At 44.8% G+C, this 25,008-nt stretch carries 21 protein-coding genes; 9 read left to right on the top strand and 12 right to left on the bottom strand.

Annotated features, from left to right (window positions below; all coding sequences use genetic code 11):
- Positions 1-63: 63 nt before the first annotated feature.
- The 3 genes from BCT11_RS23545 to BCT11_RS23535 all read left to right on the top strand — a co-directional run bounded on the left by BCT11_RS23545 (position 64) and on the right by BCT11_RS23535 (position 6,543).
- The gene (locus BCT11_RS23545) at positions 64-3,669 is read left to right on the top strand and encodes a transporter substrate-binding domain-containing protein (protein ID WP_102389420.1); all 3,606 of its coding nucleotides are present in this window, start codon (positions 64-66) and stop codon (positions 3,667-3,669) included.
- On the top strand, positions 3,666-4,808 hold the full coding sequence (locus tag BCT11_RS23540; protein WP_102389419.1) for an EAL domain-containing response regulator: 1,143 nt from the start codon (positions 3,666-3,668) through the stop codon (positions 4,806-4,808). Before BCT11_RS23545 ends, BCT11_RS23540 begins: the two co-directional genes overlap by 4 nt.
- Before the next feature lie 67 nt (positions 4,809-4,875).
- Positions 4,876-6,543 carry a response regulator gene (locus tag BCT11_RS23535; RefSeq protein WP_038880748.1) on the top strand — a complete coding sequence of 556 codons (1,668 nt, stop codon included), beginning with the start codon at positions 4,876-4,878 and terminating at the stop codon, positions 6,541-6,543.
- A 37-nt stretch (positions 6,544-6,580) separates the two neighbouring features.
- On the opposite strand, the gene BCT11_RS23530 is transcribed toward BCT11_RS23535, so the two are convergent.
- Positions 6,581-6,847: a hypothetical protein gene (locus BCT11_RS23530; protein ID WP_102389418.1), complete on the bottom strand. Its 267-nt coding sequence runs from the start codon at positions 6,845-6,847 to the stop codon at positions 6,581-6,583.
- Positions 6,848-6,943: 96 nt separating this feature from the next.
- On the opposite strand from BCT11_RS23530, the gene BCT11_RS23525 reads away from it, so the two are divergent.
- Positions 6,944-8,311, top strand: coding sequence for a nodulation protein NfeD (locus tag BCT11_RS23525; RefSeq protein WP_102389417.1), 1,368 nt, complete (start codon positions 6,944-6,946; stop codon positions 8,309-8,311).
- Positions 8,312-8,320: 9 nt separating this feature from the next.
- Positions 8,321-9,112 (top strand): slipin family protein, encoded by a 792-nt coding sequence (locus BCT11_RS23520; RefSeq protein WP_038868031.1) that lies wholly within the window; start codon positions 8,321-8,323, stop codon positions 9,110-9,112.
- A 289-nt stretch (positions 9,113-9,401) separates the two neighbouring features.
- On the opposite strand, the gene BCT11_RS23515 is transcribed toward BCT11_RS23520, so the two are convergent.
- The 3 genes from BCT11_RS23515 to BCT11_RS23505 form a co-directional block, all read right to left on the bottom strand.
- Complete coding sequence (locus BCT11_RS23515) at positions 9,402-9,773, bottom strand: hypothetical protein (RefSeq protein WP_102389416.1); 372 nt, start codon at positions 9,771-9,773, stop codon at positions 9,402-9,404.
- The gene (locus BCT11_RS28480; protein WP_241909055.1) at positions 9,773-10,639 is read right to left on the bottom strand and encodes an HNH endonuclease; all 867 of its coding nucleotides are present in this window, start codon (positions 10,637-10,639) and stop codon (positions 9,773-9,775) included. The genes BCT11_RS23515 and BCT11_RS28480 overlap by 1 nt, the downstream gene beginning before the upstream one ends.
- A gap of 493 nt (positions 10,640-11,132) precedes the next feature.
- On the bottom strand, positions 11,133-11,555 hold the full coding sequence (locus BCT11_RS23505; protein WP_102389415.1) for a globin: 423 nt from the start codon (positions 11,553-11,555) through the stop codon (positions 11,133-11,135).
- 287 nt (positions 11,556-11,842) lie between these two features.
- Between BCT11_RS23505 and BCT11_RS23500 the strand changes: the two genes are divergently transcribed.
- Entirely contained in the window at positions 11,843-12,499 is a 657-nt protein-coding gene (locus BCT11_RS23500) for an NAD(P)H-dependent oxidoreductase (protein ID WP_102389414.1), read from the top strand.
- Positions 12,500-12,656: 157 nt separating this feature from the next.
- Here the strand turns inward: BCT11_RS23500 and choV are convergent, their stop codons facing one another.
- From choV to BCT11_RS23465, 7 genes are all read right to left on the bottom strand, one after another.
- A complete protein-coding gene (choV, locus tag BCT11_RS23495; RefSeq protein WP_102389413.1) occupies positions 12,657-13,841 on the bottom strand; it encodes a choline ABC transporter ATP-binding protein in 1,185 nt (394 codons plus the stop codon).
- 1 nt (position 13,842) lies between these two features.
- Entirely contained in the window at positions 13,843-14,685 is an 843-nt protein-coding gene (gene choW, locus BCT11_RS23490) for a choline ABC transporter permease subunit (protein WP_005425967.1), read from the bottom strand.
- 62 nt (positions 14,686-14,747) lie between these two features.
- Positions 14,748-15,686, bottom strand: a complete 939-nt coding sequence (locus tag BCT11_RS23485; protein ID WP_050914127.1) for a choline ABC transporter substrate-binding protein — start codon at positions 15,684-15,686, stop codon at positions 14,748-14,750.
- A 29-nt stretch (positions 15,687-15,715) separates the two neighbouring features.
- Complete coding sequence (gene betA / locus BCT11_RS23480; RefSeq protein ID WP_102389412.1) at positions 15,716-17,416, bottom strand: choline dehydrogenase; 1,701 nt, start codon at positions 17,414-17,416, stop codon at positions 15,716-15,718.
- Positions 17,417-17,435: 19 nt separating this feature from the next.
- A complete protein-coding gene (betB, locus tag BCT11_RS23475; protein WP_102389411.1) occupies positions 17,436-18,896 on the bottom strand; it encodes a betaine-aldehyde dehydrogenase in 1,461 nt (486 codons plus the stop codon).
- 16 nt (positions 18,897-18,912) lie between these two features.
- Positions 18,913-19,512, bottom strand: a complete 600-nt coding sequence (gene betI, locus BCT11_RS23470; protein ID WP_041060594.1) for a transcriptional regulator BetI — start codon at positions 19,510-19,512, stop codon at positions 18,913-18,915.
- Between the two features lie 418 nt (positions 19,513-19,930).
- Positions 19,931-20,992 (bottom strand): sensor domain-containing diguanylate cyclase, encoded by a 1,062-nt coding sequence (locus BCT11_RS23465; RefSeq protein WP_038880774.1) that lies wholly within the window; start codon positions 20,990-20,992, stop codon positions 19,931-19,933.
- 205 nt (positions 20,993-21,197) lie between these two features.
- Between BCT11_RS23465 and BCT11_RS23460 the strand changes: the two genes are divergently transcribed.
- Both BCT11_RS23460 and BCT11_RS28170 read left to right on the top strand, forming a co-directional pair.
- Positions 21,198-21,518, top strand: coding sequence for a hypothetical protein (locus BCT11_RS23460; RefSeq protein WP_038868052.1), 321 nt, complete (start codon positions 21,198-21,200; stop codon positions 21,516-21,518).
- A 235-nt stretch (positions 21,519-21,753) separates the two neighbouring features.
- On the top strand, positions 21,754-21,915 hold the full coding sequence (locus BCT11_RS28170; protein ID WP_198593994.1) for a hypothetical protein: 162 nt from the start codon (positions 21,754-21,756) through the stop codon (positions 21,913-21,915).
- A 470-nt stretch (positions 21,916-22,385) separates the two neighbouring features.
- On the opposite strand, the gene BCT11_RS23455 is transcribed toward BCT11_RS28170, so the two are convergent.
- Positions 22,386-23,648: an amidohydrolase family protein gene (locus BCT11_RS23455; protein WP_102389410.1), complete on the bottom strand. Its 1,263-nt coding sequence runs from the start codon at positions 23,646-23,648 to the stop codon at positions 22,386-22,388.
- A 182-nt stretch (positions 23,649-23,830) separates the two neighbouring features.
- Between BCT11_RS23455 and BCT11_RS23450 the strand changes: the two genes are divergently transcribed.
- Positions 23,831-24,970, top strand: coding sequence for a hypothetical protein (locus tag BCT11_RS23450; protein WP_102389409.1), 1,140 nt, complete (start codon positions 23,831-23,833; stop codon positions 24,968-24,970).
- Positions 24,971-25,008: the final 38 nt, after the last annotated feature.

The raw sequence follows: 25,008 nt of genomic DNA, 5'->3' as shown, positions 1-25,008 counted from the left end.
GTGAAAAGCTATACGATTCGGCCCCCTTTTTTGATTCCGCTCTATGTTGGAAAGTAAAACTTAGTGAAGATTTTTGCTCTTATACCGGCACTACTTACAGCCTTGTCATTCAATGCACTTGCTCAAGATTTTCTAAGTTTTGAAGAACGAGAATTTCTCAACACAAAAAATACACTCAAAGTCGGTGTTCTCGAAGGTGACTGGTTACCCTACTGGGGTGACCTAGCATCAAAAGAAGGCATCAACATCGAATACGCGGAATCCATGCTGCACGACTTGCATGTTGGTGCTGAGTACGTGCCATATAAAAGCCTCAACACTTTATTTGATGGTTTGGAAAGCGGAGAGATCGACTTAACCGTTGGCTTTGTTGCAACCCAAAAACGTGCGCAACGCTTTCTGTACTCTCAACCTATTTTCAATACGCTGAGACTGATATGGCTTCGAGATGACAGCCTCGCAGACAAACCTCTTGATGAGCTGAAATGGGTTTGTGTCAAAGATTCCAGTGCGTGTGACCAAGTCCATGCATTAGGGTTCAGACACGTTCATACCGTTAAGAACAACTTAATGATGACAGCATCACTCAACAGTGGCGCTGTTGATGCTGCTGTCGTGGGTCTCTCTACACTGAGTTCTTACGGCTTTAAAAATCCAAATGGCGAACTTGTTGGTAAGGTGGTTTACAACCGCTCTCTTAAACCGGGAGAGGTCACGGTGTTTACTGGCAAGAAATCACCAAAGCTGATGAGCATCATCGACAAGTACATTAAGCACTCGAAAGAGTCTAAACATAGTCGTTTACACATTGAAGCCAACATCAACATTCTTCACAACGAGTTGATGTTGGATATTTTGAAGCAGCAACAAGGGCACAAAACTGTTCGTTATACGATTCAAGATAACGTATACCCATTGTCTTACCTCGACCGAGAAACAGGTGAGCTAAAAGGTTATGTCCATGACTTATTAAAGCTTATGGAACAAAAGAGCATGATCAAATTCGAATACGTGCCAACGAATGGACGTGATGTGGATTTGATGCTTCAAGAAAAGATGGTCGATTTGCTGCCTGCAAGAAACATCAACCTAACAGATAAAAAGCGCTTTATTACCACTCGCACACTTGGGTTCCTTCAATATGGTTTTATTGAGTCACTCAACGAACGAGCGAAGAAGTCCGTCGCAATTCTAGACCGTTCAGGGAACTTCTACCCTCATTTTCTCGATCATCCAGAATATGAGTTTGCTGCGGTTTATAGAGAGTTTGACTGTTTGATGAAAGCGTTCGAAGACGGTGGCATCTCTCACGCATTCGTCAACCAAAGCCTGATTGACAATCATTACTACGGTGGTCAAGGGGTGAAGTTTAAACCAGCGACACCGCCCAACGATATGCAGTTGAAAATAAAGTTGGGTATGGAGTTAAGAAAAGACTCAGAGTTTCTGCGCCGAGTACTAAACACGGTACTTAAGATCACGACCGACGCTGAGCTAAAACATTTAATGGATCGCCACAATAAAGTAACGGTTCAATACGGTGTCGACAAAGAAACCGTCGTCATTTGGGCGTTGGGTGGCGTCTGCATTTTGTTGGTTGCTGTACTGATTTACATCGTTAGAACCGGACATCTGACTCGCACCATCAAACGCAAAGAATACGAAACTCAGATTCGCCAAAAGCAAAACAAGTGGTTGTCGTCCGTACTGGATCAACTGCCCAATAAAATTCTGATATCGGATGACAATAACAAGCAGATTCTGGCAAACAAGCCGTTTGTTAACATGCTTTCGCGCTGCAATGTCGATAAGAGCATTCCAGATGATGAACGAGAGCAAGTGCTCAAGTTGACCCGAGAATGCGTAAACACAGATGCAGAAAGCGCCGAAACGTCTTTATGCTCTTTGGGAGACAAACACTACCGCGTTCGTAAGCAGGCCCTACTCCACCCGGAAGAAGGGGCTCAATATCGCATGACGGTGTTTGACGATATCACTGAGTTAAAACAAAAACAGTGCGCGCTTAAAGAATCAAACATTAAAGCAATGCAAGCGATCGAGGCTCGCGAGCATTTTCTAGCCGTGGTTAGTCACGAACTCCGCACCCCAATCGCTGCAATGTTGGGCTTAATGGAGCTCCTAGAACCCGAGTTAAAACGACGAGAAAGCAAAGAATTGCTTAGGAACGCCATGCTATCGGCTGAGCGTTTAAAGTTGCATGTGAACGATATTTTGGACTTTTCAAAAATTGATGCAGACCAGTTGCAGTTAGACATTCAAGTCGGAAACAGTTACCAAGAACTGGGGCCAATGTTGCGCAGCTTTGAAAAAGTCGTAGAACAAAAAGACCTAGCATTCCATGTGAAATGGACGCCAAGCCCGTATGCTTTTGTTGAGCTTGATTGGTTGCGCGTCAATCAAATTATGAACAACTTGCTAAGCAATGCAGTCAAATTCACTGAACAGGGCCACATCACGGTCAGTTTAAATATTGAACAAGACGCGTTGAAGTTGTCGGTTTCCGACAGTGGCTGCGGAATGAATGACAGTCAGTTGGCTTCTCTTTTCCAACCTTTTGTTCAAGGAGACAAAAGTGTCAGTCGTCGCTTCGGTGGAACAGGGCTTGGTATGTCTATCGTATACAGCTTAGTCAAGATAATGGCCGGACATATCGACGTAGAGAGCCAACCCGAAATTGGAACAACGGTGTATATCCAACTACCACTGAAAAGCGAGGCACTTGAATTAACCGGACTTGGCCCTGTTTACACTGAAAATGCGTACATTCAGAAATGGCTAGAGTGTTGGCAAGTCACCTTGGATGAATTTGAAATGCGACATCACGAGATCAAAGCCGATTCAAACTACAGCAGCATCTACCCCGACTTGATTCACCAAAAGCTGGACACGAGTTCGATGGTTTACGACTCCCTTGAAGAGCGGCCAGGACAAGACTGGAAGGGACGAGTTTTTGTCGTTGATGATGATGTGATCAACCGATTACTTTTCAAAAGACAGTTTGAACGACTTGGGGTTGCCTGTGATGTAGCGAAAAGCGGTACAGAAGCGTTACGACAGCTTTGTGCCATTCACGATGATACACAACAAACGCCAGTCAGTTTGATCATCACTGATTGCCATATGCCAGAAATGGACGGCTATCAGTTAACTCAAACACTCAAACAAAACAACTCGCTGAAACATATCCCTGTCATCGCTTGTACCGCGGAAAACTCAAGGAATGTCGTGGAACGAGCAAGAGAGTTTGGTATAGAAGAAGTGTTATTCAAACCTTATAGCTTGGATGACCTACGTGACTTGTGTGAACAATATTTGGCATTGGAAATCACAGAAGAAGCAAGAAACGCGTGGCTAAGTGCTTATAACCAAGAAGAGAGTATCGAAATGGCTCAAGTGGTTTGTGATGCACTATCTAGCGACATCGAGCTGATTGAATCAGGCAAAGAAAGCTTAAAATCAGTAGCGCATCGTATCAAAGGCTCGGCGGCAGCATTAAATCTCAACCCGCTACAAAACTTGGCCAAACAGTGTGAAACGTTAATTGGCACACCGCAGGAGGTACAGGCGAAACATGCCCTTCTGCAAGAGATGAATTCGATTGTAGCCATCACTAAACAATGGCTAACGCTTTGTGAGAGCAATAAATGAACGTGTTGATTGTTGAAGACGACATTTTACAAGCAACAAATTTAAAAATTTTGGCAAACCGTTTAGTTGACGGGCAAGTGAGCCTAGTCCATAGCGGTTCAAAAGTGTCAGAAGTGTGTGCTGGCGGCAACATTGACCTAATGATTTGCGATATTGACCTGCCCGACTTAAATGGTATCAACTTACTCTCAACATTGTCTGAGGAAATCAAACCAAAGGGTGTGGTGATATTAAGTGCGATGAGCAAAGACATTGTCGAGATCACTTACAACATGTGTTTATCCGCCAATTACGTATTTGTGCGTGCCATGACCAAACCCATCTCTTTTGAACAGTTACACGAGATTGTAACTGCATTTCAAAAACAGATGCAGCAATCGGAAGTAAAGCAACCTCAGATTCAACTCAATAACGAAGAGATTGAGCAGGCTTTTAATAACGGTTGGTTTGAAAACTATTACCAACCTCAATACACCACAGACGACAACACGCTGGTTGGTGTAGAAGCCTTGGTTCGCTGCCATCATCCGGTGCATGGCTTGCTTGCCCCTGTTGCGTTTTTGGATCAAATAAACCAACGCAACGAACTCGATCGTCTATTTTGGCTCGTGCTTCAAGAAGCACTACGTGATATCGCACATTTGGGTAAAGCGATTCATTTATCGGTCAACATGAACCAGAAATCACTCAGGGAGCCTATGAGTGAACGCTTTTTTGCTTTATGTACTGACTATGGCGTTGCCCCTGAACGCATCACCTTGGAACTGACGGAAGATGAAGTTTACGACTCAGGTGTGATCTCGTTGGCCAACCTCGCTAATTTACGTTTACGTGGCGTTGGTTTAGCTATTGATGATTTTGGGACGGGTTATTCATCATTAAGTCAGTTGGCGGTCTTGCCGTACACCGAGCTCAAAATTGATCGACAATTTATCAGCAATTCTTTGTCCAATTTCAAGAGCCAACAATTGACCATTTCAAGCCTTCAACTGGCGAAGTCATTGGGCTTAAAATCGGTTGCAGAAGGGGTCGAAGACGAAGATACCTTGCACTACTTGAATCAATTAGGAGTGGACTTGTATCAGGGATTTGTCGCTTCTAAAGCGATACCACTTGAAGCCTTAAAGAAGCTTGTATAACGCCTTTGTTCATTGCTGCTGACGAACCAGCAGCTTTGTTTAAACCATTAGACGATTACATAAAAAAATGAGCAGTAAATCTTTCTCTGAATACAATATCCTGATCGTTGACGATGCGCCTATTGTCGTCCTTACTCTTCGTAACATGCTGACTAAACTTGGCTTTTCGGATAAACGTATCTTTACAGCACGCTTAGCAAGAGGGGCAATTTCGATTGCGCACAAAGAGCACATCGACCTGATCATTTGTGACTACAACTTCGGTCGGGGTATGAATGGCAAGCAGTTGTTTGAAGAACTTAAACATCTCAAATTGCTCAACCATGACACGGTGTTTATCCTTGTTACTGGTGAGAGCTCTGCCACTATCGTGCGTGCCATCATTGAGCTTAAACCCGACGAATACCTGCTCAAACCTTTTAATTCCATAACGCTTAGAGAACGTATTTCAGCCGCAATAAAGCGTAAAGTCACTTTGCGCGCACTCTATGAGGCTGAACTCAAAAACGATGCTCGCTCAGGGTTAGAGGCCTGCGATGAGTTAACACCATTTAATCCCGAATATTTCTTCATTATTGAGAAGTTTCGTGCTGACTTTCTAACACGCCTCAAACTACACCAAGAAGCCAAACACGTTTACGAACGAGTGATTGAGCGTAAAGACGTGAATTGGGCAAAGATTGGCTTGGCAAATACCATGGTTGCGCTGGGTGAAGCAGACGAGGCAAAAAGAATAGTACTCGCCTTGTTAGAGGAGTCTCCGAACAACGTTGAAGTCCGCGAATGTGCAGCAAACTACACAATGCTTAACCGTGAGGTGCCAACTGCGATCAAACATTTGGAGCTTGCAAGCAGTTTGGTTGAGGGGAACTCGGAACGCGAACTTGTCATCGTGAATTTATGCTTAGCTGAGCATGACTATCATTCTGCTCTAATGCATTACCATGTATACATGGAAATCAACAAAGATACTTACAGAAACAATACCTACGCAAAGTTAAACCTGATTCGAATCCTTCTTTATTGCGCACGCAAACTCGAGGGAAGAGAAGACTTATTGGCTCAAGCAAAGAACTTGTTCAAATCCGTCATGTCTGGGCCGAAAAATAAAGCATTAAAAAATGAATTGGATTTGATTGCGGCACATATCGCGATTGAAGAGAACCAATATGTAGCAGCGTTTAAAGTGCTCAGTGATTTATATCACCGCAAACCATTCGCGCATTTTTACGCACAGTTTCATCTCGCGTGGCTATTACATGAAATGAACTTTGAATCCGAGTTTACTCATGCAATCACATGGTGTTTTGAGAACTTACAAACCGATTCTAGTGATACCATTTTGTCGAGTAAAATTACACTTGGTCGCTCATTGGAAGCGGACAATGTTGAGCGACAGGCGTGGATGCAGGAACAATACAAAAAGATCCGCGCGGCAGAACAAGATTATCAATCTCTCATTGATGCCTTGATTGAGTTACAAGCACACTGCCCTTTACTGCGTACTGTGTGTATCAACATCATCAAGGTGCTGACTCGTGCATGGCCAACCAATAAGAACGCACTGCAAGTCGAAATCCTAATCAAGAAGTGCGATAACATCGTTAAACAACTTGTCTCTAGCGAAGAACTAGAAAGAAGCGGTTACGACAAGTTTCTTTTCCTAGCTCAAGATCGATGTCAGCAGATGTCCGTGGTGAACACACCACCTTCACAGCCAGAACTGACAAATTAGACAGCAAAAAGGGGCGCGATGCCCCTTTCATTTCGGATTACAGATTGAAGAAACGGTTAATCCAAGTCACCTCACCGAACGCAATCAAATCGTAGATAGTGAAGAACACTGCACAGATAACGGCAAGCTTCACCAATCGAATCGCAATTAACATCATAATTTCCAACTTATCTTCTTGTCTGAGTGTCGTTGATTCTTCGCAGTTTACTGGTTTTATTACGAACCACAACGCATGAAAACCCAGATTACGTGACAAAGTGTGTAACACAGCGAACGTCCCACCTTTGTACATTTGCTTATACATTTGGGTGCAAAGGATAAATCCATCCTCTCATCCACTCGTATCTATACTTTAAATAGTGTTTTCAAAAAGTCCCAGTGGTAACACAAGGAGGGCTGTATGAAACAGATACGATTGTGGCTTCTTCCTCTACTCTTGTTTGCCAGCCAAGCGCTAGCGAGCACCGTTTGGGTATTGCCAGTCAAAGGCGCAATTGGTCCTGCTCTGAGCGATTATCTGTCGCGAGAGATTGAAGAGGCTCAGCAAAACAACGTCGACCTCATCATTCTAAAAATGGATACCCCCGGCGGACTTGATAGCTCAATGAGAGACATAATTCACGCCATCACTACCTCTTCCGTCCCTATTGCAACTTGGGTTGGTCCGTCAGGCTCTCGGGCAGCCAGCGCTGGCACGTACATTCTGCTCGCCAGTCATGTCGCCGCGATGGCAGAAGCCACCAATTTAGGCTCAGCTACGCCTGTTTCACTTGGCGGCGCACCACAGCAACCTTCTAGTGCCGACGACAAAGACAATGACGAATCGAATGATGAATCATCAGGAAAAAACTCCGATGAAGTACCTGCTAAAACCGCAATGGAAAAGAAAGTCATTAATGACGCCAGAGCGTACATCAAAGGTTTGGCGCGCTTGCATGGCAGAAACGCAGAGTGGGCAGAGAAAGCCGTCAGCGAAGCTGCAAACATCGATGCTTCAGAAGCGCTGGATTTAAACGTTATTGATTACATTGCTAACTCGCCCGAAGACTTGGTTAGCACTATTAATGGCACAGAGATAAAAGTGAACGGCAAGCCATACAAGCTAACGTTAGATAACCCAATGTGGGTCGAGCGCATCCCAGACTGGCGTGCAGAGATGTTGGCGGTGATCACCAATCCCAACGTGGCTTACATCCTGATGCTAATCGGTATTTACGGGCTGTTATTAGAGTTCTACAACCCTGGCATCGGCTTGCCAGGTGTGCTCGGTGGGATATGTTTGTTACTCGCCATGTATGCCCTACAAATGATGCCAGTGAATTACGTTGGTTTAGGGTTACTGCTGCTCGGTATTGCTCTGATGATTGCCGAAGCCTTTAACCCGAGCTTTGGTATACTCGGCTTAGGTGGCGTCGTTGCGTTTGTTCTCGGCTCCATCTTTCTAATGGACAGCGGCATCCCCGGCTTCCAAATCGCTCTTCCATTGATCATTGGTATCGCTGTTTTCTCTGCCGGATTAATTGTGATTACCGTTGGCTTGCTTCTTAAAATTCGCAGTAAAAAAGCCACCACCGGACTAGAAACCTACCCGGGCAAACTCGCTGTTGTGAGCGATGATTTTGTTGATGGAACGGGGCTTGTCCAACTGGATGGTGCTTTGTGGCAAGCCAAAGCTGACGCACAGCTCAAACAAGGAGACCACGTCACCGTGGTAACTATAAAAGGGTTGACCCTAACCGTGAAACCCAGTGACCGCCCTAAGGAATAGGAGGCGCTTATGATGCTCTACACTGTTGCCGTTATCATTGTTTTATTGGTTGCACTGGCAACGCAAATGTTCAAGGTGCTGCGTGAGTACGAGCGCGGCGTGGTGTTCTTCCTCGGTCGCTTCCAAGAAGTAAAAGGACCGGGCTTAATCATCTTAATCCCTTTCATTCAACAAATGGTTCGCGTTGACTTACGTACCATTGTGTTAGATGTCCCAACCCAAGATCTAATCACCCGTGACAACGTATCAGTCAGAGTCAACGCCGTGGTTTACTTCCGAGTTGTCGACCCACAAATGGCGATCAACAATATTGAAAGCTACAGCGATGCCACCAGCCAACTTGCGCAGACAACGCTGCGTTCGGTGCTTGGTCAGCATGAACTGGATGAGTTGCTTTCTGAACGTGAGCGCCTCAACAAAGACCTACAATCCATCCTCGACCAGCAAACTGACGACTGGGGTATCAAGATAGCAACGGTTGAGGTGAAACACGTTGATCTGAACGACAGCATGGTGCGCGCCCTCGCCCGCCAAGCCGAAGCAGAACGTAACCGCCGAGCGAAGATCATCCACGCAACTGGTGAGTTGGAAGCCTCCAACAAACTCAGAGAAGCCGCCGAGATGTTAAATAAAGCACCTAACGCATTACAGCTTCGTTACATGCAGACGCTCACTGAAATCACCACAGACAAGACATCAACCATTATCTTCCCGATGCCGATTAATCTCGTCGAAGCGGTCTCCGATATAGCCAAGGCTGTGAAAAAAAATCAAGGAGAATCGGAAGAAGGGAAAGAGTAAGACCAGTAGACGCAAATGAGAGAAGTAGAAATGAAAAAAGGGAGTCGCCATTTTCTACTCCCTCTCTAAATAATGTTGCCAAGGTTTCTATCGATATGAACCATATGATAAGCGTTCAGCAAATAACCAATTGCCATATCGATACACCAAATGTAATGAGTAAGTATTCTTCAGCATCCCTTGCACTTCGGTATAAGGGACGCATATTTGTAGATTGGGGAACTATGAACTTAAATGAAGGGCCTAACGTACCGTCTCTTCACCATACTTGAACGGCTTTCGCTGCACTCTAAGCTAATTTGGACAAAAAGGTATCTAGGTTTTTATCTAAAAGGAAACACCCAAAGTCAAAATCTAAATAGTAGACGAAACCTTTATTTTCAGGGCCAAAACCTAGACATACATAAGCATTCCCTAACCCTTCAATAATCGGAGCTATATCAGATTCATTGGAGATCTCAGGATTGTCTAAGTATGGTTTAAACCTCATGTAGATATCTTCAATATCATCTATATCGAATACCTCCGACATAGGGACTTCGCCTCCGCATGTTGCCTCTTCGACATGAGGGTAATTTGAAAGCAGAAGCTCTTTCTCAGTTAAGTCATCATAAGCTTGTAGCTTTTGGATATCGTAACCAATTGAATCAATTATATTCATTACTTTTTCTCCGGTGGAGACATGTAATTCAGAATATTTTCTGGATTACTTTTGTTGTGTTTAATAATGGCGCCACCGCCAGTATGGCTAACCCCACCCATAGCGACCGAGTGAACGTTCTTGGGAACTAGCATCATTGACTTAGCATCTTGATGATGATGCCAAACCATATCTTTCTTGTTGTAGTCATTCATGCCCAACGCTTGCATTGCCAACTTTCCGTCTTTAGCTCGGTTACCGGTCAGGCCATCGACACGAACAATTTTTTCAGCATATGGGGTAAAGTCAGGAAAACCATCAAAGTCGATAAACACTTCACCGCCTTCTGCTTTAACAGCTTTTCCGGCTAAATCGCTATTGATGATTTTTCTACCATTAATCTCTTTAAATGGGTTTCTCTCAAAGGCTTCTTTAACTAACCTACCACCGGCATCATCTAAAAACTTGCCAGGAATAGCGATAACAGCCATGGAAGCCACGCCCGCTAATGTTGGTTTATTGATGAACTCTTTTCCCTCTTTAGCCAGTGCCTCAATATCATCAGCAAGCATTGAGGCAGGGTCAAGCTTAACTGAATTAACCGCATCCAGTTCAGGGTTCGCCAGTGCCTCATCAAGATCGAAACTCGGCACTTCAATTTTTTCTAGGCGGCCAATGGATCTTTCTCGATTTGCGGCCCAACGGGCTTCATCTTCTTTTGAGTAGGTCAGTTCTTCTTTACGTGCCAAACGCTGTCGTTCAGCAAGCTGTTTAAGAGTTTCTCCAAGCGTCTTTGCTTTAGGGCTAACCTTCCCCTCAACAAGTGAGGTGTAACCTCCGCCGCTACTAGTCGCTATGTGCTTCTTTTTAATATCATCGCCATCCATAGATAAGCGCTTCTCCTATAAAGCCAAGTGCTTATTATATAGCCACACTTTATACTGGTTATACCTTAAAGAGCAAAGCGTTCTTTTTACTACAAGAAAGGCCGTTTTAAAGGAGAGTAAAAACAAATCGTCCCTATAAAGGACATGTTTTCTAGTACACTAGCATATTTCCTTAGAGCTAATAAAAAACCTATCTTTAAGCAAGCACGATGCAAGTCGGCGTCAACTATGATGCTTCAGATTTATCGCTTCTCATCTAAACAACGCTCTCGTAATGGCTTTGTTGCTTAATTCAGTAAAAAGACATGGCTGCCCCATGTTGAATGCTTCTTAAACAACACGCTGAGTTTAAGACATGCCAATCCCTGTAAGCTTGTTGAGCGCTTTAATCATTACATAGGCCTACCAACCTGAGCATTGTAATTTCTCAGGCTTAGCTTCCCACCCTTAGTAAATAGTAAAGAATTCTAGTATTCAGCCATTTCAAGGATACTTATAACATTGATTGAACTTGAGCGTCGGTGCACTCTTTCTTCATAATTGCCAATCCTGTTTCAAAGCAGTGACGCCACGCGTACTCGACCCTTTCATCAAAGTCAGGATCACATTGAGCGACGGTTTCTAACAGGCTTTCAAACCAGACATCGATATCTTCAGGGGCGACGCCAATATTGTTGTGTCCATGCTTATTGCCGTATTTACGCATCATGTCACGAGCGTCTGTTGAAGTATCTGCCATCATCACAAACACAATAGACCCTTTAAGCATCCGGATTTGCTTCTTCATGTCCACGCCATCGAACTTTTGTCTGAAGTTTTCACCTTTCGACCAAAAGTTCTCGTAGAACAAATCAAAGAAGTCCTCATGGGTAACACAGCGTTCATAGCTGTCGTTAAATACCTCGATTACGTTCATACCCTAACCTCCAACCAACTTATCTATTTTCATTATGAATGTAATTTAATAATACTACCAAGCTCATTGGTGGTTTCTGCGGTTTCTGAACGTCGGCGTGCGGAGAATGCTAACCTGCCTGCTAGCCGTTCAAATTCGATTTTCAATAAAAAATAGAAAGTGATTTAAACGAAACACGTATTATCAATTCGATAAAAGTCGATATTATGGACTCACTTTCGAGGTACGCATGGTTGTCGATGCTAAGCGCATCCTCATTTGTCTAATAATATTAAGAGGATATAAACGTGTCTCATCAAATCATTACAGACCTAAACAACCGTTACACAGCTAAAAAATACGACGAAGAGAAACGCATCTCTCAAGAAGATATGGCAATCATCAAAGAAGCAATTCGCCTATCTGCGTCTTCTATCAACTCTCAGCCTTGGAAATTCATCGTAATTGAGAGCGACGAAGCGAAACAGCGTTTCCACGACACGTTTGCTAACATGCACCAGTTCAACCAACCGCACGCTAAAGCAGCATCTCACACTATTCTGCTAGCGTACGATCCAAAATTTACTAAAGAGAAATTCGCGAAGCGTGTTGATGCTGAAGTAACTTCTGGTCACCTACCAGCAGACATGTACGACATGTTCATGGGTGCTTACGCATTTGCTGAAGCAAACACAGATGAGAACGGCTACAACGGTGGCTGGACGAAAGCGCAAGTTTACATCGCACTTGGTAACCTACTGCACACACTAGCGCGTCTAGGTATCGACTCTACTCCAATGGAAGGTGTTGACCCAACACTGATCGGCGAAGAGTTCAAAGTAGAACTAGACGGTCACGTATGTGAAGTTGCACTGGCAATCGGCTACCACAAAGACGGCGAAGACTACAACCACGGTCTACCAAAAGCACGTCTACACATGGATGACGTAATTACTACTCTTTAATGAGTATCGTCTCCTAGCTCCTGGGTTCCTAGCCTAGAGCTTAGCTATCTAAATCATTGTTCAAATTGAAAGAGCCGTACTTCTTAGTTTCTCAGTCTAAGAGTACGGCTCTTTTTTATTTTAGGGGGATCAATAAACGTTTTGAAATAAGAGACAGCTACGCCACTTGCTTGGACTTAAAGTTACCAAGCAATGCGTCATACAATTCATTGTCACTTAGTACACCCACTAACTTGTTCTCTTCAACTAGCAAGATAGGTTGATTGCTGCGTTGCTTCAGTTCAATCGCCTCACGCATGCTGATGTCTGGGTTAGCTTGAACGACCGTGCTTTCGCCGATGTCGTCGAGTGTGGTTGAATCGCTTTCCCAATTCACCAATGACTTATCCGAATCCACCAGCGTGACACCTTTCGGCTCTTGCTCGACCCAAATCTGCTTATCTGCACACACCAATACGCGGTCATTCTGCTGCTTAAGCTCGGTACTAGCTTGCATCAATGAACGACCTTTCAAAACATTGAGCGGATTAGTGTGAGCCACAAAATCTGCTACATAGTCGTTTTCTGGCGCAAGGATGATTTGCTCAGGCTTGCCGTGTTGAATCAGTTTGCCTGACTCCATAATGGCAATGTTGTTACCGATTTTCAGCGCTTCATCTAGGTCATGGCTCACAAACAAAATCGTCTTATTGAGCTTCTCTTGCAGTTGAATCAATTCATCTTGAAGCTGAGCACGAATCAGAGGATCGAGCGCGGAGAACGGTTCATCCATTAGTAAGATATCGGTATCCATAGCAAAGGCGCGAGCCAAACCTACACGCTGCTGCATACCACCTGAAAGCTCATGCGGGAACTTACTCTCCCACTCGCTTAGCCCAACCATTTCTAATTGTTCACGCGCTTTTTTACGACGTTCCGCTTTGCCAATGCCCTGCATCTCAAGACCAAACGCCACGTTATTCAATACAGTCAACCACGGCATCAGCGCAAACTTTTGGAACACCATCGACACGCGATGAGTACGCAGGTTACGTAAAGTCTGTTCGTCACAATTGGCAAGCTCTACCATGTCGTCGCCATCTTTGATTTTGAGTGAGCCACGAGAGATCTCATTCAAACCATTCACGGCACGAAGCAAACTTGATTTACCCGAACCGGAAAGCCCCATCAATACACAGATCTCACCTTGTTTGACGCTCATTGAGACCTTATCAACACCAACTACTTGTCCGGTTTCATCAATGATCTCTTGGCGAGACTTGCCTTGGTCTAAAAGTGCCAATGCTTGCTCTTGCTGCTGCCCAAACACAACGTCGAGGTTTTCAATCGTAATTGCATCCATGTTATGCCTCCTTTTGGTTTGGCGCTTTGCACAGGCGGTCGAGAATAATCGCGACCAAAACAATCGCTAAACCAGCTTCAAAGCCTTGAGAAATGTTCACTGTGTTCAGTGCACGTACGACTGGCTTACCTAGACCATCGGCACCTACTAGTGCCGCAATCACCACCATAGAAAGCGATAACATAATGCACTGGGTCACACCCGCCATTATGCTTGGCAATGCCGCTGGGAGTTCGACTTTGAAGAGCAATTTCATGCGGCTTGCACCAAACGCTTTACCCGCTTCAATCAACTCTTCTGGCACTTTGGTGATGCCAAGGTAAGTCAGACGAATCGGCGCGGCGATGGCAAAGATAATGGTGGAAATCAGACCCGGAACGATGCCTAAACCAAACAGAACCAATGTTGGGATCAGGTACACAAACGTTGGTACGGTCTGCATTAAATCGAGTATCGGGCGCAATAAGGTATACAACCACGGGCGATGCGCCGCCATGATGCCAAGCGGCACGCCAATTAATACGGAAATCGTTGTCGCAGCGAAGACGAGAACAAAGGTTTCCAGCATTTCTTGCCAGTAGCCGAGGTTAAGGATAGTCAGCAGCGCCAACACGATAAACACGACTAAAGGAATGCTACGGTGTAGGAACCACGCAATCGCTGCGGTCATGATGATTGGTGCTGCCGGTGGCATCCATTTGAAAATATCCACCACGAATAGAATGATGGTTTCGAGAAAAATAGAGATAGCATCAAAGAAACCCGACGCGTTCATGGTTAACCAATCTACGCCTGTTTCCATCCATTCGCCCAACGGAAGTTTGTTGTCCGTAATAAAATTCACAATAAAACCTTTGTGTTAAAAGGCGGGCATCTCTACCCACCTTTTCCTAAAGAGAGGAATGATTAAGCGTTTGTTTTTAGGTAAGAAGTAATCGCTTGTTTTGCGTCTTTGCCGTCTAACGTCTTCACGCCTTCTAGCCACGCTTCAAATTGTTGTGGGTTGGCATTCAACCATTCTTGTGCCGCTTTCGCTGGCTTTTGTTTTTGGTTTAGAATCGCTTCCATCAACTGGTTTTCCATTTCTAGGCTGAACTCTAGATTCTTAAGCAGTTGACCCACGTTTTGACACTCAGATAAGTAGTCTTGGCGTACGTTAGTGTAAACATTTGCACCGCCGTAGTTAGGACCAAAGAAGTCGTCACCACCAGATAGGTATTCCATCTCAACATTGCTGTTCATTGGGTGCGGAGCCCAACCTAGGTAAACGATCCATTGGTTACGGCGCACTGCACGAGACACTTGAGACACCATACCCGCTTCGCTTGATTCCACTAGGCTGAAGTCTTTCAAGCCGAATGCATCGCTGTCGATCATATCTTGGATCAAACGGTTGCCATCGTTGCCCGGCTCAATGCCGTAGATGCGGTCTTTAAATTTGTCGGCATGTTTTGCCAAGTCAGCAAAGCTTTTCACGCCAGCTTCGTACACGTACTTTGGCACGGCTAGGGTGTATTTCGCGCCTTCAAGGTTTGCACGAACGGTTTCCACTGTGCCAGCTTCACGGTACTTGGCAATATCGCCTTCCATGGTTGGCATCCAGTTACCTAGGAATACGTCAATGTCGCCGTTTGCCATTGAAGAGTACGTTACAGGTACAGACAGAAGATCGGTCTTGGTTTTGTAGCCCAAGCCTTTTAGCAGTTCAGAGGTAACAGCAGTAGTTGCAGTAATGTCTGTCCAGCCTACATCGGCAAATCGAACAGTTTCACATTGGTTAGCGTAAGCACCTGTCGCCACTGCACTCAGCGCGATAGATGAAAAGATTTTTGTCATCGTAGACATGTTTAAATTCCTTGTAATGATTACTGACTTTATGAAATTGAGCTTAAGTCTCTTTTCGGCGGACGCATTCTTTGCGTCTCTTGCCAGTTCGGAGCAATCCAAACCGGTGTGTTATTCGATTGTTCGAGGGGATTACCCAAGATCATGTCCGCGGCACGCTCTGCAACCATGATGGTTGGTGCGTTTAAGTTGCCATTCGGAATGGTTGGGAAGATGGATGAATCCACCACGCGCAAGCCTTCAATGCCACGCACTTGGCAGGCTTCATTCAGAACTGCCATTGGGTCATTGTCTGCGCCCATTTTGCAGCTACACGATGGGTGGTAAGCACTTTCCACATTTTGCTTCACCCATTCATCAATCGCCTCATCGCTGGTGATGTTCAGACCCGGTTGAATCTCTTCACCGCGGAACGCATCCATTGCAGGTTGATTGAGGATTTCACGCGTTAGACGAATACAGTCTCGCCAATCCTGCTTATCTTGTTCCGTCGAGATGTAGTTGAACTCGATTTTTGGCTTGTCATTTGGGTTGGCAGAAACCACTTCGACACTGCCGCGACTCTCTGGCTTGTTTGGACCAACATGCACTTGGAAGCCGTGACCATCAAATGCCGCGCGTCCGTCATAACGCATTGCTGCTGGTAGGAAGTGATATTGAATGTTTGGCGATTTCAAGCCTTCACGAGAACGGATGAACGCGCACGATTCAAAGTGGTTGGTCGCCCCCAAACCTTTGCGCGTCAGAATCCACTCCGTACCAATCAAGCCTTTGCTGATCAAACCTAACTTGCTGTTGAGCGTGATCGGCTGTTTACAATGATATTGAAAGTACACCTCAAGGTGGTCTTGCAAGTTCTTACCCACACCTTCAAGAGCGTGTTTCACTTCAACGCCCGCTTTCTCAAGCACAGTCTTAGGACCAATACCCGAGAGTTGCAGCAGTTGTACCGAGCCGATAGAACCTGCGCTCGACACCACTTCTTTATTAGCAAAGCACTGTTTGATTTTGCCAGATTTTTCAAACTCAATTCCAACCGCTTTTTTACCTTCAAGCAAAATACGGTGAACAGTTACGCCTTTCATCAAGGTGAAGTTACTGCGCTTTTTTGCACGGCTTAAGTAAGCGTTAGAGGTAGAAGCTCGCACACCTTTGTCTACCGTCATATGCATTGGACCGAAGCCCTCTTGCTGATAGCCGTTGTAGTCTTGCGTTTCTGGGTAGCCTGCATCTTTACCCGCGTCAATAAACGCTTGGTAAAGTGGATTCAGCTTCATGTCGTTGCCGTTACACGTCCCAACAGGACCACTGTCGCCACGGTATTCGTCTGCGCCGCCTGTCCACGTTTCCGTTTTACGGAAGTACGGCAAACACGTTTGGTAGTTCCAGCCTTTCGCGCCTTCTGCTTCCCATTCGTCAAAGTCACATGCATGACCACGAACATAAACCATGCCGTTGATCGAAGAGCTTCCGCCTAACACTTTGCCGCGTGGACAATGCAGTTGGCGTCCGTCTAGTCCATCTTCCGCTACAGTTTCAAACTGCCATGCGTACTTTTCAGTATTCATTGGGTAAGACAGCGCCGTTGGCATCTGAATGAAGATACTCTTGTCTGAGCCACCCGCTTCTAGCAGCAAGACTTGGTGTAGACCGCTTTCACTCAAACGATCCGCCAAAACACAGCCTGCCGAGCCAGCACCGACGATGATGTAATCGTAGTGTTGTTGCATTACAAATCCTCCAGACTGATTACGCGTAAGGGCTATCGAAATCGCCCAAATGCACTAACACGCTCTTGGTTTGGGTGTAATGCTTAAGGGTTTCAACGCCGTTTTCACGTCCAATGCCAGACAGTTTGTAACCGCCAACTGGCATTTCAGCTGGAGAATCACCCCAGGTGTTAATCCAACAAATGCCAGCTTGGATTTGATGAATGACGCGGTGTGCACGAGAGAGATTTTGCGTGAACACACCAGCTGCAAGTCCGTAATCGGTGTTGTTAGCGCGTGCAATCACTTCGTCTTCATCACTGAACTTAAGCACTGACATTACGGGACCAAAGATCTCTTGCTGCACATGCGGCATGTCGTCTTCGCAATCAATGAAAACCGTTGGCACAACAAAATTACCGCTCGCCAAACCATTGTCTGTGACTTTGTAGCCACCGGTCAGCAACGTTGCTTTGCTTGCTTTCGCTTGTTCAATTGCGGAAAGGACTTTTGATTCGTGTTCTTTGGAAATTAGCGCACCAATTTGGGTTTGCTCATCAAGCGGATCGCCAACCACCAGCAGTTCGGTGCGTTTCTTAAGTTGAGCGACAAACTCATCATAAATACCTTCATGAACGAACACGCGAGTACCGTGTGTACAAACCTCGCCTTGGGTGTAGAAGTTTGCAACCATTGCAGCAGAAACCGCGTCGTCTAGCTTGGCATCATCAAAAATGATCATTGGCGATTTACCGCCAAGTTCCATGGTCACTTGCTTTAGTGTATTAGCACTGTCACCCATCACGACTTTGCCCGTACCAGATTCACCCGTGAAAGAGACTTTAGCGATGTCTGGATGTGCGGTGAGCATTTGGCCTACTCGGTAATCACCTTGAATGACGTTGAACACGCCATCTGGCAACCCCGCTTCGCTGTAGATTTCTGCCAGCTTGAGTGCGGTTAACGGCGTTTCTTCTGATGGCTTAAAGATCATCGCATTACCCGCAGCAAGCGCAGGTGCAGACTTCCACATCGCGATTTGAATTGGGTAGTTCCACGCCCCAATGCCCGCACAAATCCCTAGAGGCTCGCGGCGAGTGTAAAAAAACTGGGATTCATTAAGCGGTTGCTGTTCGCCATGCATGCTAGGCGCAAGACCTGCGTAGTATTCGATCACATCAGCGCCCGTTGCAATGTCTACGCAATTCGCTTCTTGGATTGGTTTGCCCGTATCCGCGACTTCTAATGCTGCCAGTTCGTCGTTTCTTTCACGAAGTAGCGCCACTGCTTTAAGCAGGATACGACTGCGTTCTGTCGCCGTCATGGCAGACCAAATAGCAAAACCGCGCTTGGCAGATTCAATTGCCGCTTGCATATCTTGCTGGTTAGCCTGCTTCACATTCGCAAGCGGCCCACCATTGGCAGGATTGTATGTAGTGAAGTGTTCTTCTGAGCATCCTAGGTGCATGGCACCATCGATGTAGTGTGCTTTCATATCCATTTGAAGATTTGACTCTTTATTTTTGTTTTGAGTAGAACGTGAGTTGTTTGTCGAGATAGTCGTTGATGATGACGCGTGCTTTCTCGGCATCGATGCCTTGCGGGTTGAGCGTTCCGCGCAGCCAAATGCCATCAATCAGTGACGCAATACCATGCGCTACAAGCTCTGCTTGGTCTTGATCCAGCAATGCTTTTAATTCTTTTTTTAGGTGAGAAAGGAGACGTCGTTCATTCACTCGTTGCAGACGTTTGAGCTGCGCGTCATGCATGGAGTACGACCAGAATGCCAACCAAGTTTTTGCCACTTGGTTCTCGGCTTGGAAACCCACAAAGTTGCCGTCGATGATGGCATTAATACGTTGATGATGCGCATCAGCCGGTAGCTGGCTTAGGTTCTCTTTGATGGTTGCAGAAAGCTGGCGCAAGATCTCACGCATGGTCTCTTCTAACAGACCGTGCTTACCACCGAAATAGTGATTAATGATCCCCGTTGATACTCCTGCTTCTTTGCTGATCAACGAGATGCTCGCGGCGTGCAAACCTACTCTGTCGATGACCGACATCGTCGCTTTGACTAGCTGCGGTTTTCTGATTTCAGGCATCCCAACCTTGGGCATTTTGCATCCTTGTTATTTTTAATTGAACGGTTAGTTAAATATAAAATGCCTCAAATTTAGTTCGAACTCAAACTAATTATCTAGAAAAAATGGTAGACACCAGCGAATCATTTCGACAACAATCATTAATTAAACATCTGTAAAATGAAGTTTAAATCGAGATTGACATCTTAACGCACAAGAAATAAACCATTAAATTTCAGACATTAAGAAAAGAAAACCGGAATTTAACGAGCAAATACTTCATGTTGAGCACTTACACCTCAAAAACATAAACAAACAAAAATACATCGACATCAAATAATTACGACTCATTTTAATTTCATGACTATCAATTGGACAAAGAAACACCATTGCTTCGTCAAGTTGTTATAAAATGTAAACCGCTTTCTGATTATCTTGTTACTGTTTGCGTCATTTACATGAACGCTTTTGCTCTTTTCGTATGAACTATGTGTTCAGAATATCCATCAGAGCTACACACTCGATTTCGCCCCAGTGTTTTCGCACGATACAAAGCCTTGTCTGCTCGGCGATAGCTCTGCTCAACAGAACGATTGATCGTCGTAATTCCACCACTTATCGTGATGCCCAGTACGCTTTTTGATTGAATGATTTCTTTGAGACGGTAAATCGCTTCAAACGCGTTGCGGTTATTAGTCTCTGGCATGATGATCGCAAATTCCTCTCCGCCAACACGAGCGACAATGTCTGTCTCTCGACACTGCGCTTGCATCAACTCCCCAAGTTCTTTAATCACCTCATCACCCACATCATGACCATGTTTGTCATTGATCTGCTTAAAGTGATCAATATCGATAATAGCCAGTGTGGTATTCGACACCGCATAACGGTCAGCAATACTGGCGTGACGTGCTATCTCCTTGTCAAAACGACGACGATTCCAACAGCCCGTTAGTGGGTCTTTTTCTGCAAGATTCTTGAGCTTATTCTCCAACCGAACTCGATGGCTGATATCTCGGAAGCTAAGTACATATCGATCACTCATTCCCATCCCCATTTCATAATGCGTGATGTGAGTATCTAACGTTAAGTGGTCACCAAAACGGTTCGTCACTTTGATTTCGCCTTTCCAGTTTGCTTTTGCTCCTAACTTCGCAATCGCGTCGTTCAAACAACTGAAACCATACTTCTTCAAATCTTCTCCATTCAATTGTTTGGCCGTATGTCCTGTTAACTTGGAAAAGCTTTTGTTCGCAAAGTCGACTCGTAAATTTTGATTGAGGATGACGACACCAATCACTGAGTGCGCGGCAATACTCGCGATCTTTTCGTCAATGCGTTCGCTTTCTAAGTGGTAATTACGTAATACCATCAGTAACCCGATGACAAACAACAACAATGCCTGCCAACTGTAATCATGTGTGAGCGTGTAAATCCCCCAGCCAGTCAGCGTCAATAGATAAACAAACGGAAGTAACTTGCGCTTGGTATCGTTAGTAAATTTTCTCGCATTCATAATGCGTGCTCCGAATGATTCGATGAGCAAAGATTATTGAATTCAAGTTGTTAAGATTTACCAATTTGCGCCACACCTTTACCACTAACAGGTTTCTGACAAACAAGCGTTATTGCTCACTTTTCGCCAATGTCGCTTAATGGCAATTTTTAGAGGTCGTTGCCCTTTATCTTATTCATCAACTTGATTGAATTAGGAAAGAAAAATGAAAGCACGCAATGCCCTTTTAATTTTACTCACGAGCACTATTGGTTTTAACGCTCATGCGATTACCGACGCAAGCAAGATTGGCGCAAACGCAGGAGCGATGAGTTACTGTTACGATCGTGTCGCCTCTGGCAAAGACAAATCGAAATACCGTTTATTGAAGCTGAAAACCTTAGAAGAATATCAAGACCTAGACAGTGGTGACCGAGCAAGAGCATTGGTCATGAAGAAAGCGGCAGAAGATGGCGAATACCTTGGTGACCCACTAGATAAGTCTCGCTGTAACAGCCTCAGAAAAATGTTGTTTGTAAAATACTAATCACACTAGCCCCTTTGAAGCCATCACTCTTTAGTGGTGGCTTTTTTGCACCTGCAATCCACCTATCACAAATTCACCACGACTATTTATAACCATCATAATCGATATTACTTTTTTATCTTTACGTGCGAAGTGGCGCCAAATGGTAAGTCCCCATTCCTGCTTATTTCTACTATATCGCTACAGGGTATGCATTGAGCGACAGGAGTCCCCACTTAAAAAATGAGAGACCAACATGACTTACGCAGAGTTCAAACAAACTGATTTACACACTTGTCTAACCGTTGCCAGCGAACTGGTGCTGTCCATAGGTAAAGTTGCCTTTAAGACCATAAAAATTTTATTCAAAGCCTTTACTTGGTTGGCAATCAAAACTTATCGCTATGTGATGAAGTAAGCTCGATTTGATTCTGTCACTTTACCTTTATCTAAACCGCACCTTTTTGAGGTGCGGTTTTTTGTATGCCATATCCCTGAATTCATGTTCCTATCATCACCTTGTGCCCCTTCTCTCTTTCTAAACTTTAGTACCTAAGACAGGGCCATTGACGGCCAAAAATAAGAAGTAAAATTGTGTCTATTCATCGCTCTTATGCCGCTATGTTTAAGGTCTTACCCCTTCCGCATAGGGTACTAGAACATAACCAAACTCAACGCGAGGGGAGCATCGAGGCGCTCTCGCTGGACAATACAAATTAGCCTAAAAGGATACGTTAGTTTCAATGAAAGATGATACTGGTAGGAAGGTTTAAAGGGCTAGAACGGGTCAAAGGATTAATCCAGAAAGCTTTCGCTAAATGGCGTCCAATCTTTCCCCAAACGCAAAAAAGGCGCTCAGTGAGCGCCTTTGGTAAGGAGGTATTTAGCCTATAGTGTGTTCTTATACACAACACCGTCTTTCATGATGACTTTCTTAGTTTCATCTTGTACCACGCAATCTACACCTTCTAGTGGATTGCCATCGACGATAAGCAAGTCTGCATAAGCACCTTCCACAATTTGACCTAACTTACCTTCTTGATACGGATGTTTGTAAGTCGACAATTCAAATAGACGCCCACAGTTTGAGGTAGCCATGCGAAGTGCTGTAATCGTATCGAATGTGGTTTCAATAGCGCCCAGCTCTTGCATCTGACTTTCATGAACGTTTGCTTTACCAACACAGTCAGTACCAAACGCTAGGTTTTGAATATCGTATTTCTTGATAAGCTCAGCAGACTTAAACATTGCTTTACCAACGCGTTCTGTCTTGCGGTAAGTCTCTTCGTTTGGCAACGGGATCTTACGTTCTGCAATCAATGATGACGTGAAGTATGATGGAACAAGCCAAATGCCTTTCTCTTTCACAATTTGAGCAATTTCTTCATCCATAATAGTGACGTGCTCAAAGGACATGACACCTGCCTCTGCGGCACGTTTCATCGCTGGTGCTGTGTGAATATGAGCCGCTACATAGGTACCATAATCGCTTGCCGCTTCCACCGCCGCTTTCATTTCATCTAACGTGTATTGCAACGTATCCAGAGGATCAAACGTAGAGGATGCACCACCACCTGCCATCACTTTGATTTGAGAAGCGCCCATAAACAATTGCTCTCGAACCGCTTTCAATACTTCTGCACGACCATCCGCGACTTTAAATGCGCCCGACTTCATTAGTGGTGAGTCTTCATGACCGTTCGCTAGGCGTTCTTGTGCTTGGTTTTGACGGTAGTCTGAGTGACCACAAGTTTGCGAAATCGCGGCCATACAAGGCAAAATTCTTGGACCTTTCGCATAACCTTTATCGATACTGTTCTTCAGACCCAATGTGTTGCCTGCAACATCACGAATGGTCGTAAAGCCACGCATCAACATCTCTTCAGAGATTCTCGCTGAGCGAATCGCGATCTCTTCTCGAGTCATGCCATCCAGCTCATTGAAGCCCGCTGAAAGCGTAATGTGTACGTGTGCATCAATCAAACCTGGCATCACCGTTTTGCCTTCTGCATCGATGATTTGCTCAGCATTCGAGTCATCCACTTTCCCGATTTGTGTGATTAAGTTATTTTCAATCAGAAGGTCCACGTTCTTCAGAAGTTGCTCATCTACACCGTTAAACACGTTTGCATTTTTAATTACGATACTCATGGTTTCTATCTCCGAGTCAGTTGTCTCAATACAGGTGCATCATATCGAGTGGACCGAAAATAAAATTGCCATTTCGTGACAAGCAAAACATTCAAGACTTAAGTTAGGTTTCGTGATAGATTCCGTCGCCATTTAAATATGCACTACCACCCTTATTAACTATCGCGCGGACAATCCACGTTATGTTTTCTCAATCAGTCATCGAACAACTTAAATATTACGTTTACTTCCTACGAGACCCTCGCAACGGCATCGTCTTCTATGTTGGAAAAGGCAGAGGCAATCGAATCTTTAATCATGCGGAATGTGCATTAGAAAGTGATAGCTCTAGCGACAAACTTGACACAATTCGAAGTATTTTAAATGCGGGATTCAAAGTAGAACACTATGTATTGAGGCATGGATTAGACGAAGTAACAGCATTTGAGGTTGAAGCAGCGCTCATCGATTTTATAGGACTAACCAACCTGTCTAATTTACAAGGGGGTCATTACTCCAGCGATTTTGGCATTAAAACGACTGATGAGATTATCGCTATGTATAGTGCCGAAGCGCTCGAGACCTCATTACCCATCGTACTTATTAACATCAATAAAAAGTACTATCGCGAAGTTACGCAAGAAGAGCTTTACGATGCAACAAGAGAAGCTTGGGTCATTGGCAGCAAACGAGATAGAGCAACTTACGCAGTAACAACCTATCGTGGGTTAACTCGCGAAGTTTACAAGATCAAATCTTGGTATCCAATCGATATTGATGGAAAAGAACGTTGGGGCTTTATTGGAGAATTAGCCAATGAAACCGTTCGAGAACAGCTTCGTTACAAGGCCATTTCTTCGCATTTCCCACAAGGCGCTGCAAACCCGATTAAATACCTAAACTGTAATGCGCCTTTATCTGTTGTCAGAACTACGCCGCCACAAAAAATAGTACAAGCTCCTATTGATGCAACGGAAAAGAACTTGAACCTCATTGTGCATATTCAGAAAGGCAAAGAAAAACATGGTTATGAATGGGGAACACGCCAAGCATGGAAATGCGGAGATAAAGCACATCGGGTAAAACGTGTAATCGGTGTCGTAAAAGGTAAAGTCGCTTGCGTAATCGATGGAGTGACAGCTCAGCTATCCACTCCAATGATCAACCCAAACCACGATATAGGCTGTGAGGGACGTTATGCATTCTTAAATGGTATCTGCGTCAATGAAAATGATCCCCATGCAGAAGAACAATGCGAATTGATGTTCAAAAAGATATCGGGGCTTGGGCAAGGCCACCGTTATCTCAACGATGAAGAGTTGGAATCACTCACAAGCGAGTGATCGAAGAGCCGCCATACGCGGCTCTGTCTTACTACACT

The organism is Vibrio sp. 10N.222.52.B12 (assembly GCF_002875385.1).
Taxonomy (GTDB): domain Bacteria; phylum Pseudomonadota; class Gammaproteobacteria; order Enterobacterales; family Vibrionaceae; genus Vibrio; species Vibrio jasicida.
This window is presented reverse-complemented; position numbering and strand designations above follow the sequence as displayed.

What these genes read in the sequence shown, in the direction of transcription:
- BCT11_RS23450 (WP_102389409.1), top strand. Translation starts at nt 23,831, where the DNA reads ATGTTTTCTCAATCAGTCATCGAACAACTTAAATATTACGTTTACTTC.
- BCT11_RS23505 (WP_102389415.1), bottom strand. Translation starts at nt 11,555, where the DNA reads ATGAACGTAATCGAGGTATTTAACGACAGCTATGAACGCTGTGTTACC.
- BCT11_RS23460 (WP_038868052.1), top strand. Translation starts at nt 21,198, where the DNA reads ATGAAAGCACGCAATGCCCTTTTAATTTTACTCACGAGCACTATTGGT.
- BCT11_RS23485 (WP_050914127.1), bottom strand. Translation starts at nt 15,686, where the DNA reads ATGTCTACGATGACAAAAATCTTTTCATCTATCGCGCTGAGTGCAGTG.
- BCT11_RS23455 (WP_102389410.1), bottom strand. Translation starts at nt 23,648, where the DNA reads ATGAGTATCGTAATTAAAAATGCAAACGTGTTTAACGGTGTAGATGAG.
- BCT11_RS23535 (WP_038880748.1), top strand. Translation starts at nt 4,876, where the DNA reads ATGAGCAGTAAATCTTTCTCTGAATACAATATCCTGATCGTTGACGAT.
- betB (WP_102389411.1), bottom strand. Translation starts at nt 18,896, where the DNA reads ATGGATATGAAAGCACACTACATCGATGGTGCCATGCACCTAGGATGC.
- BCT11_RS23465 (WP_038880774.1), bottom strand. Translation starts at nt 20,992, where the DNA reads ATGAATGCGAGAAAATTTACTAACGATACCAAGCGCAAGTTACTTCCG.
- BCT11_RS23530 (WP_102389418.1), bottom strand. Translation starts at nt 6,847, where the DNA reads ATGTATAAGCAAATGTACAAAGGTGGGACGTTCGCTGTGTTACACACT.
- BCT11_RS28170 (WP_198593994.1), top strand. Translation starts at nt 21,754, where the DNA reads ATGACTTACGCAGAGTTCAAACAAACTGATTTACACACTTGTCTAACC.
- BCT11_RS23515 (WP_102389416.1), bottom strand. Translation starts at nt 9,773, where the DNA reads ATGAATATAATTGATTCAATTGGTTACGATATCCAAAAGCTACAAGCT.
- betI (WP_041060594.1), bottom strand. Translation starts at nt 19,512, where the DNA reads ATGCCCAAGGTTGGGATGCCTGAAATCAGAAAACCGCAGCTAGTCAAA.
- choV (WP_102389413.1), bottom strand. Translation starts at nt 13,841, where the DNA reads ATGGATGCAATTACGATTGAAAACCTCGACGTTGTGTTTGGGCAGCAG.
- betA (WP_102389412.1), bottom strand. Translation starts at nt 17,416, where the DNA reads ATGCAACAACACTACGATTACATCATCGTCGGTGCTGGCTCGGCAGGC.
- BCT11_RS23520 (WP_038868031.1), top strand. Translation starts at nt 8,321, where the DNA reads ATGATGCTCTACACTGTTGCCGTTATCATTGTTTTATTGGTTGCACTG.
- BCT11_RS23525 (WP_102389417.1), top strand. Translation starts at nt 6,944, where the DNA reads ATGAAACAGATACGATTGTGGCTTCTTCCTCTACTCTTGTTTGCCAGC.
- BCT11_RS23540 (WP_102389419.1), top strand. Translation starts at nt 3,666, where the DNA reads ATGAACGTGTTGATTGTTGAAGACGACATTTTACAAGCAACAAATTTA.
- BCT11_RS28480 (WP_241909055.1), bottom strand. Translation starts at nt 10,639, where the DNA reads ATGGATGGCGATGATATTAAAAAGAAGCACATAGCGACTAGTAGCGGC.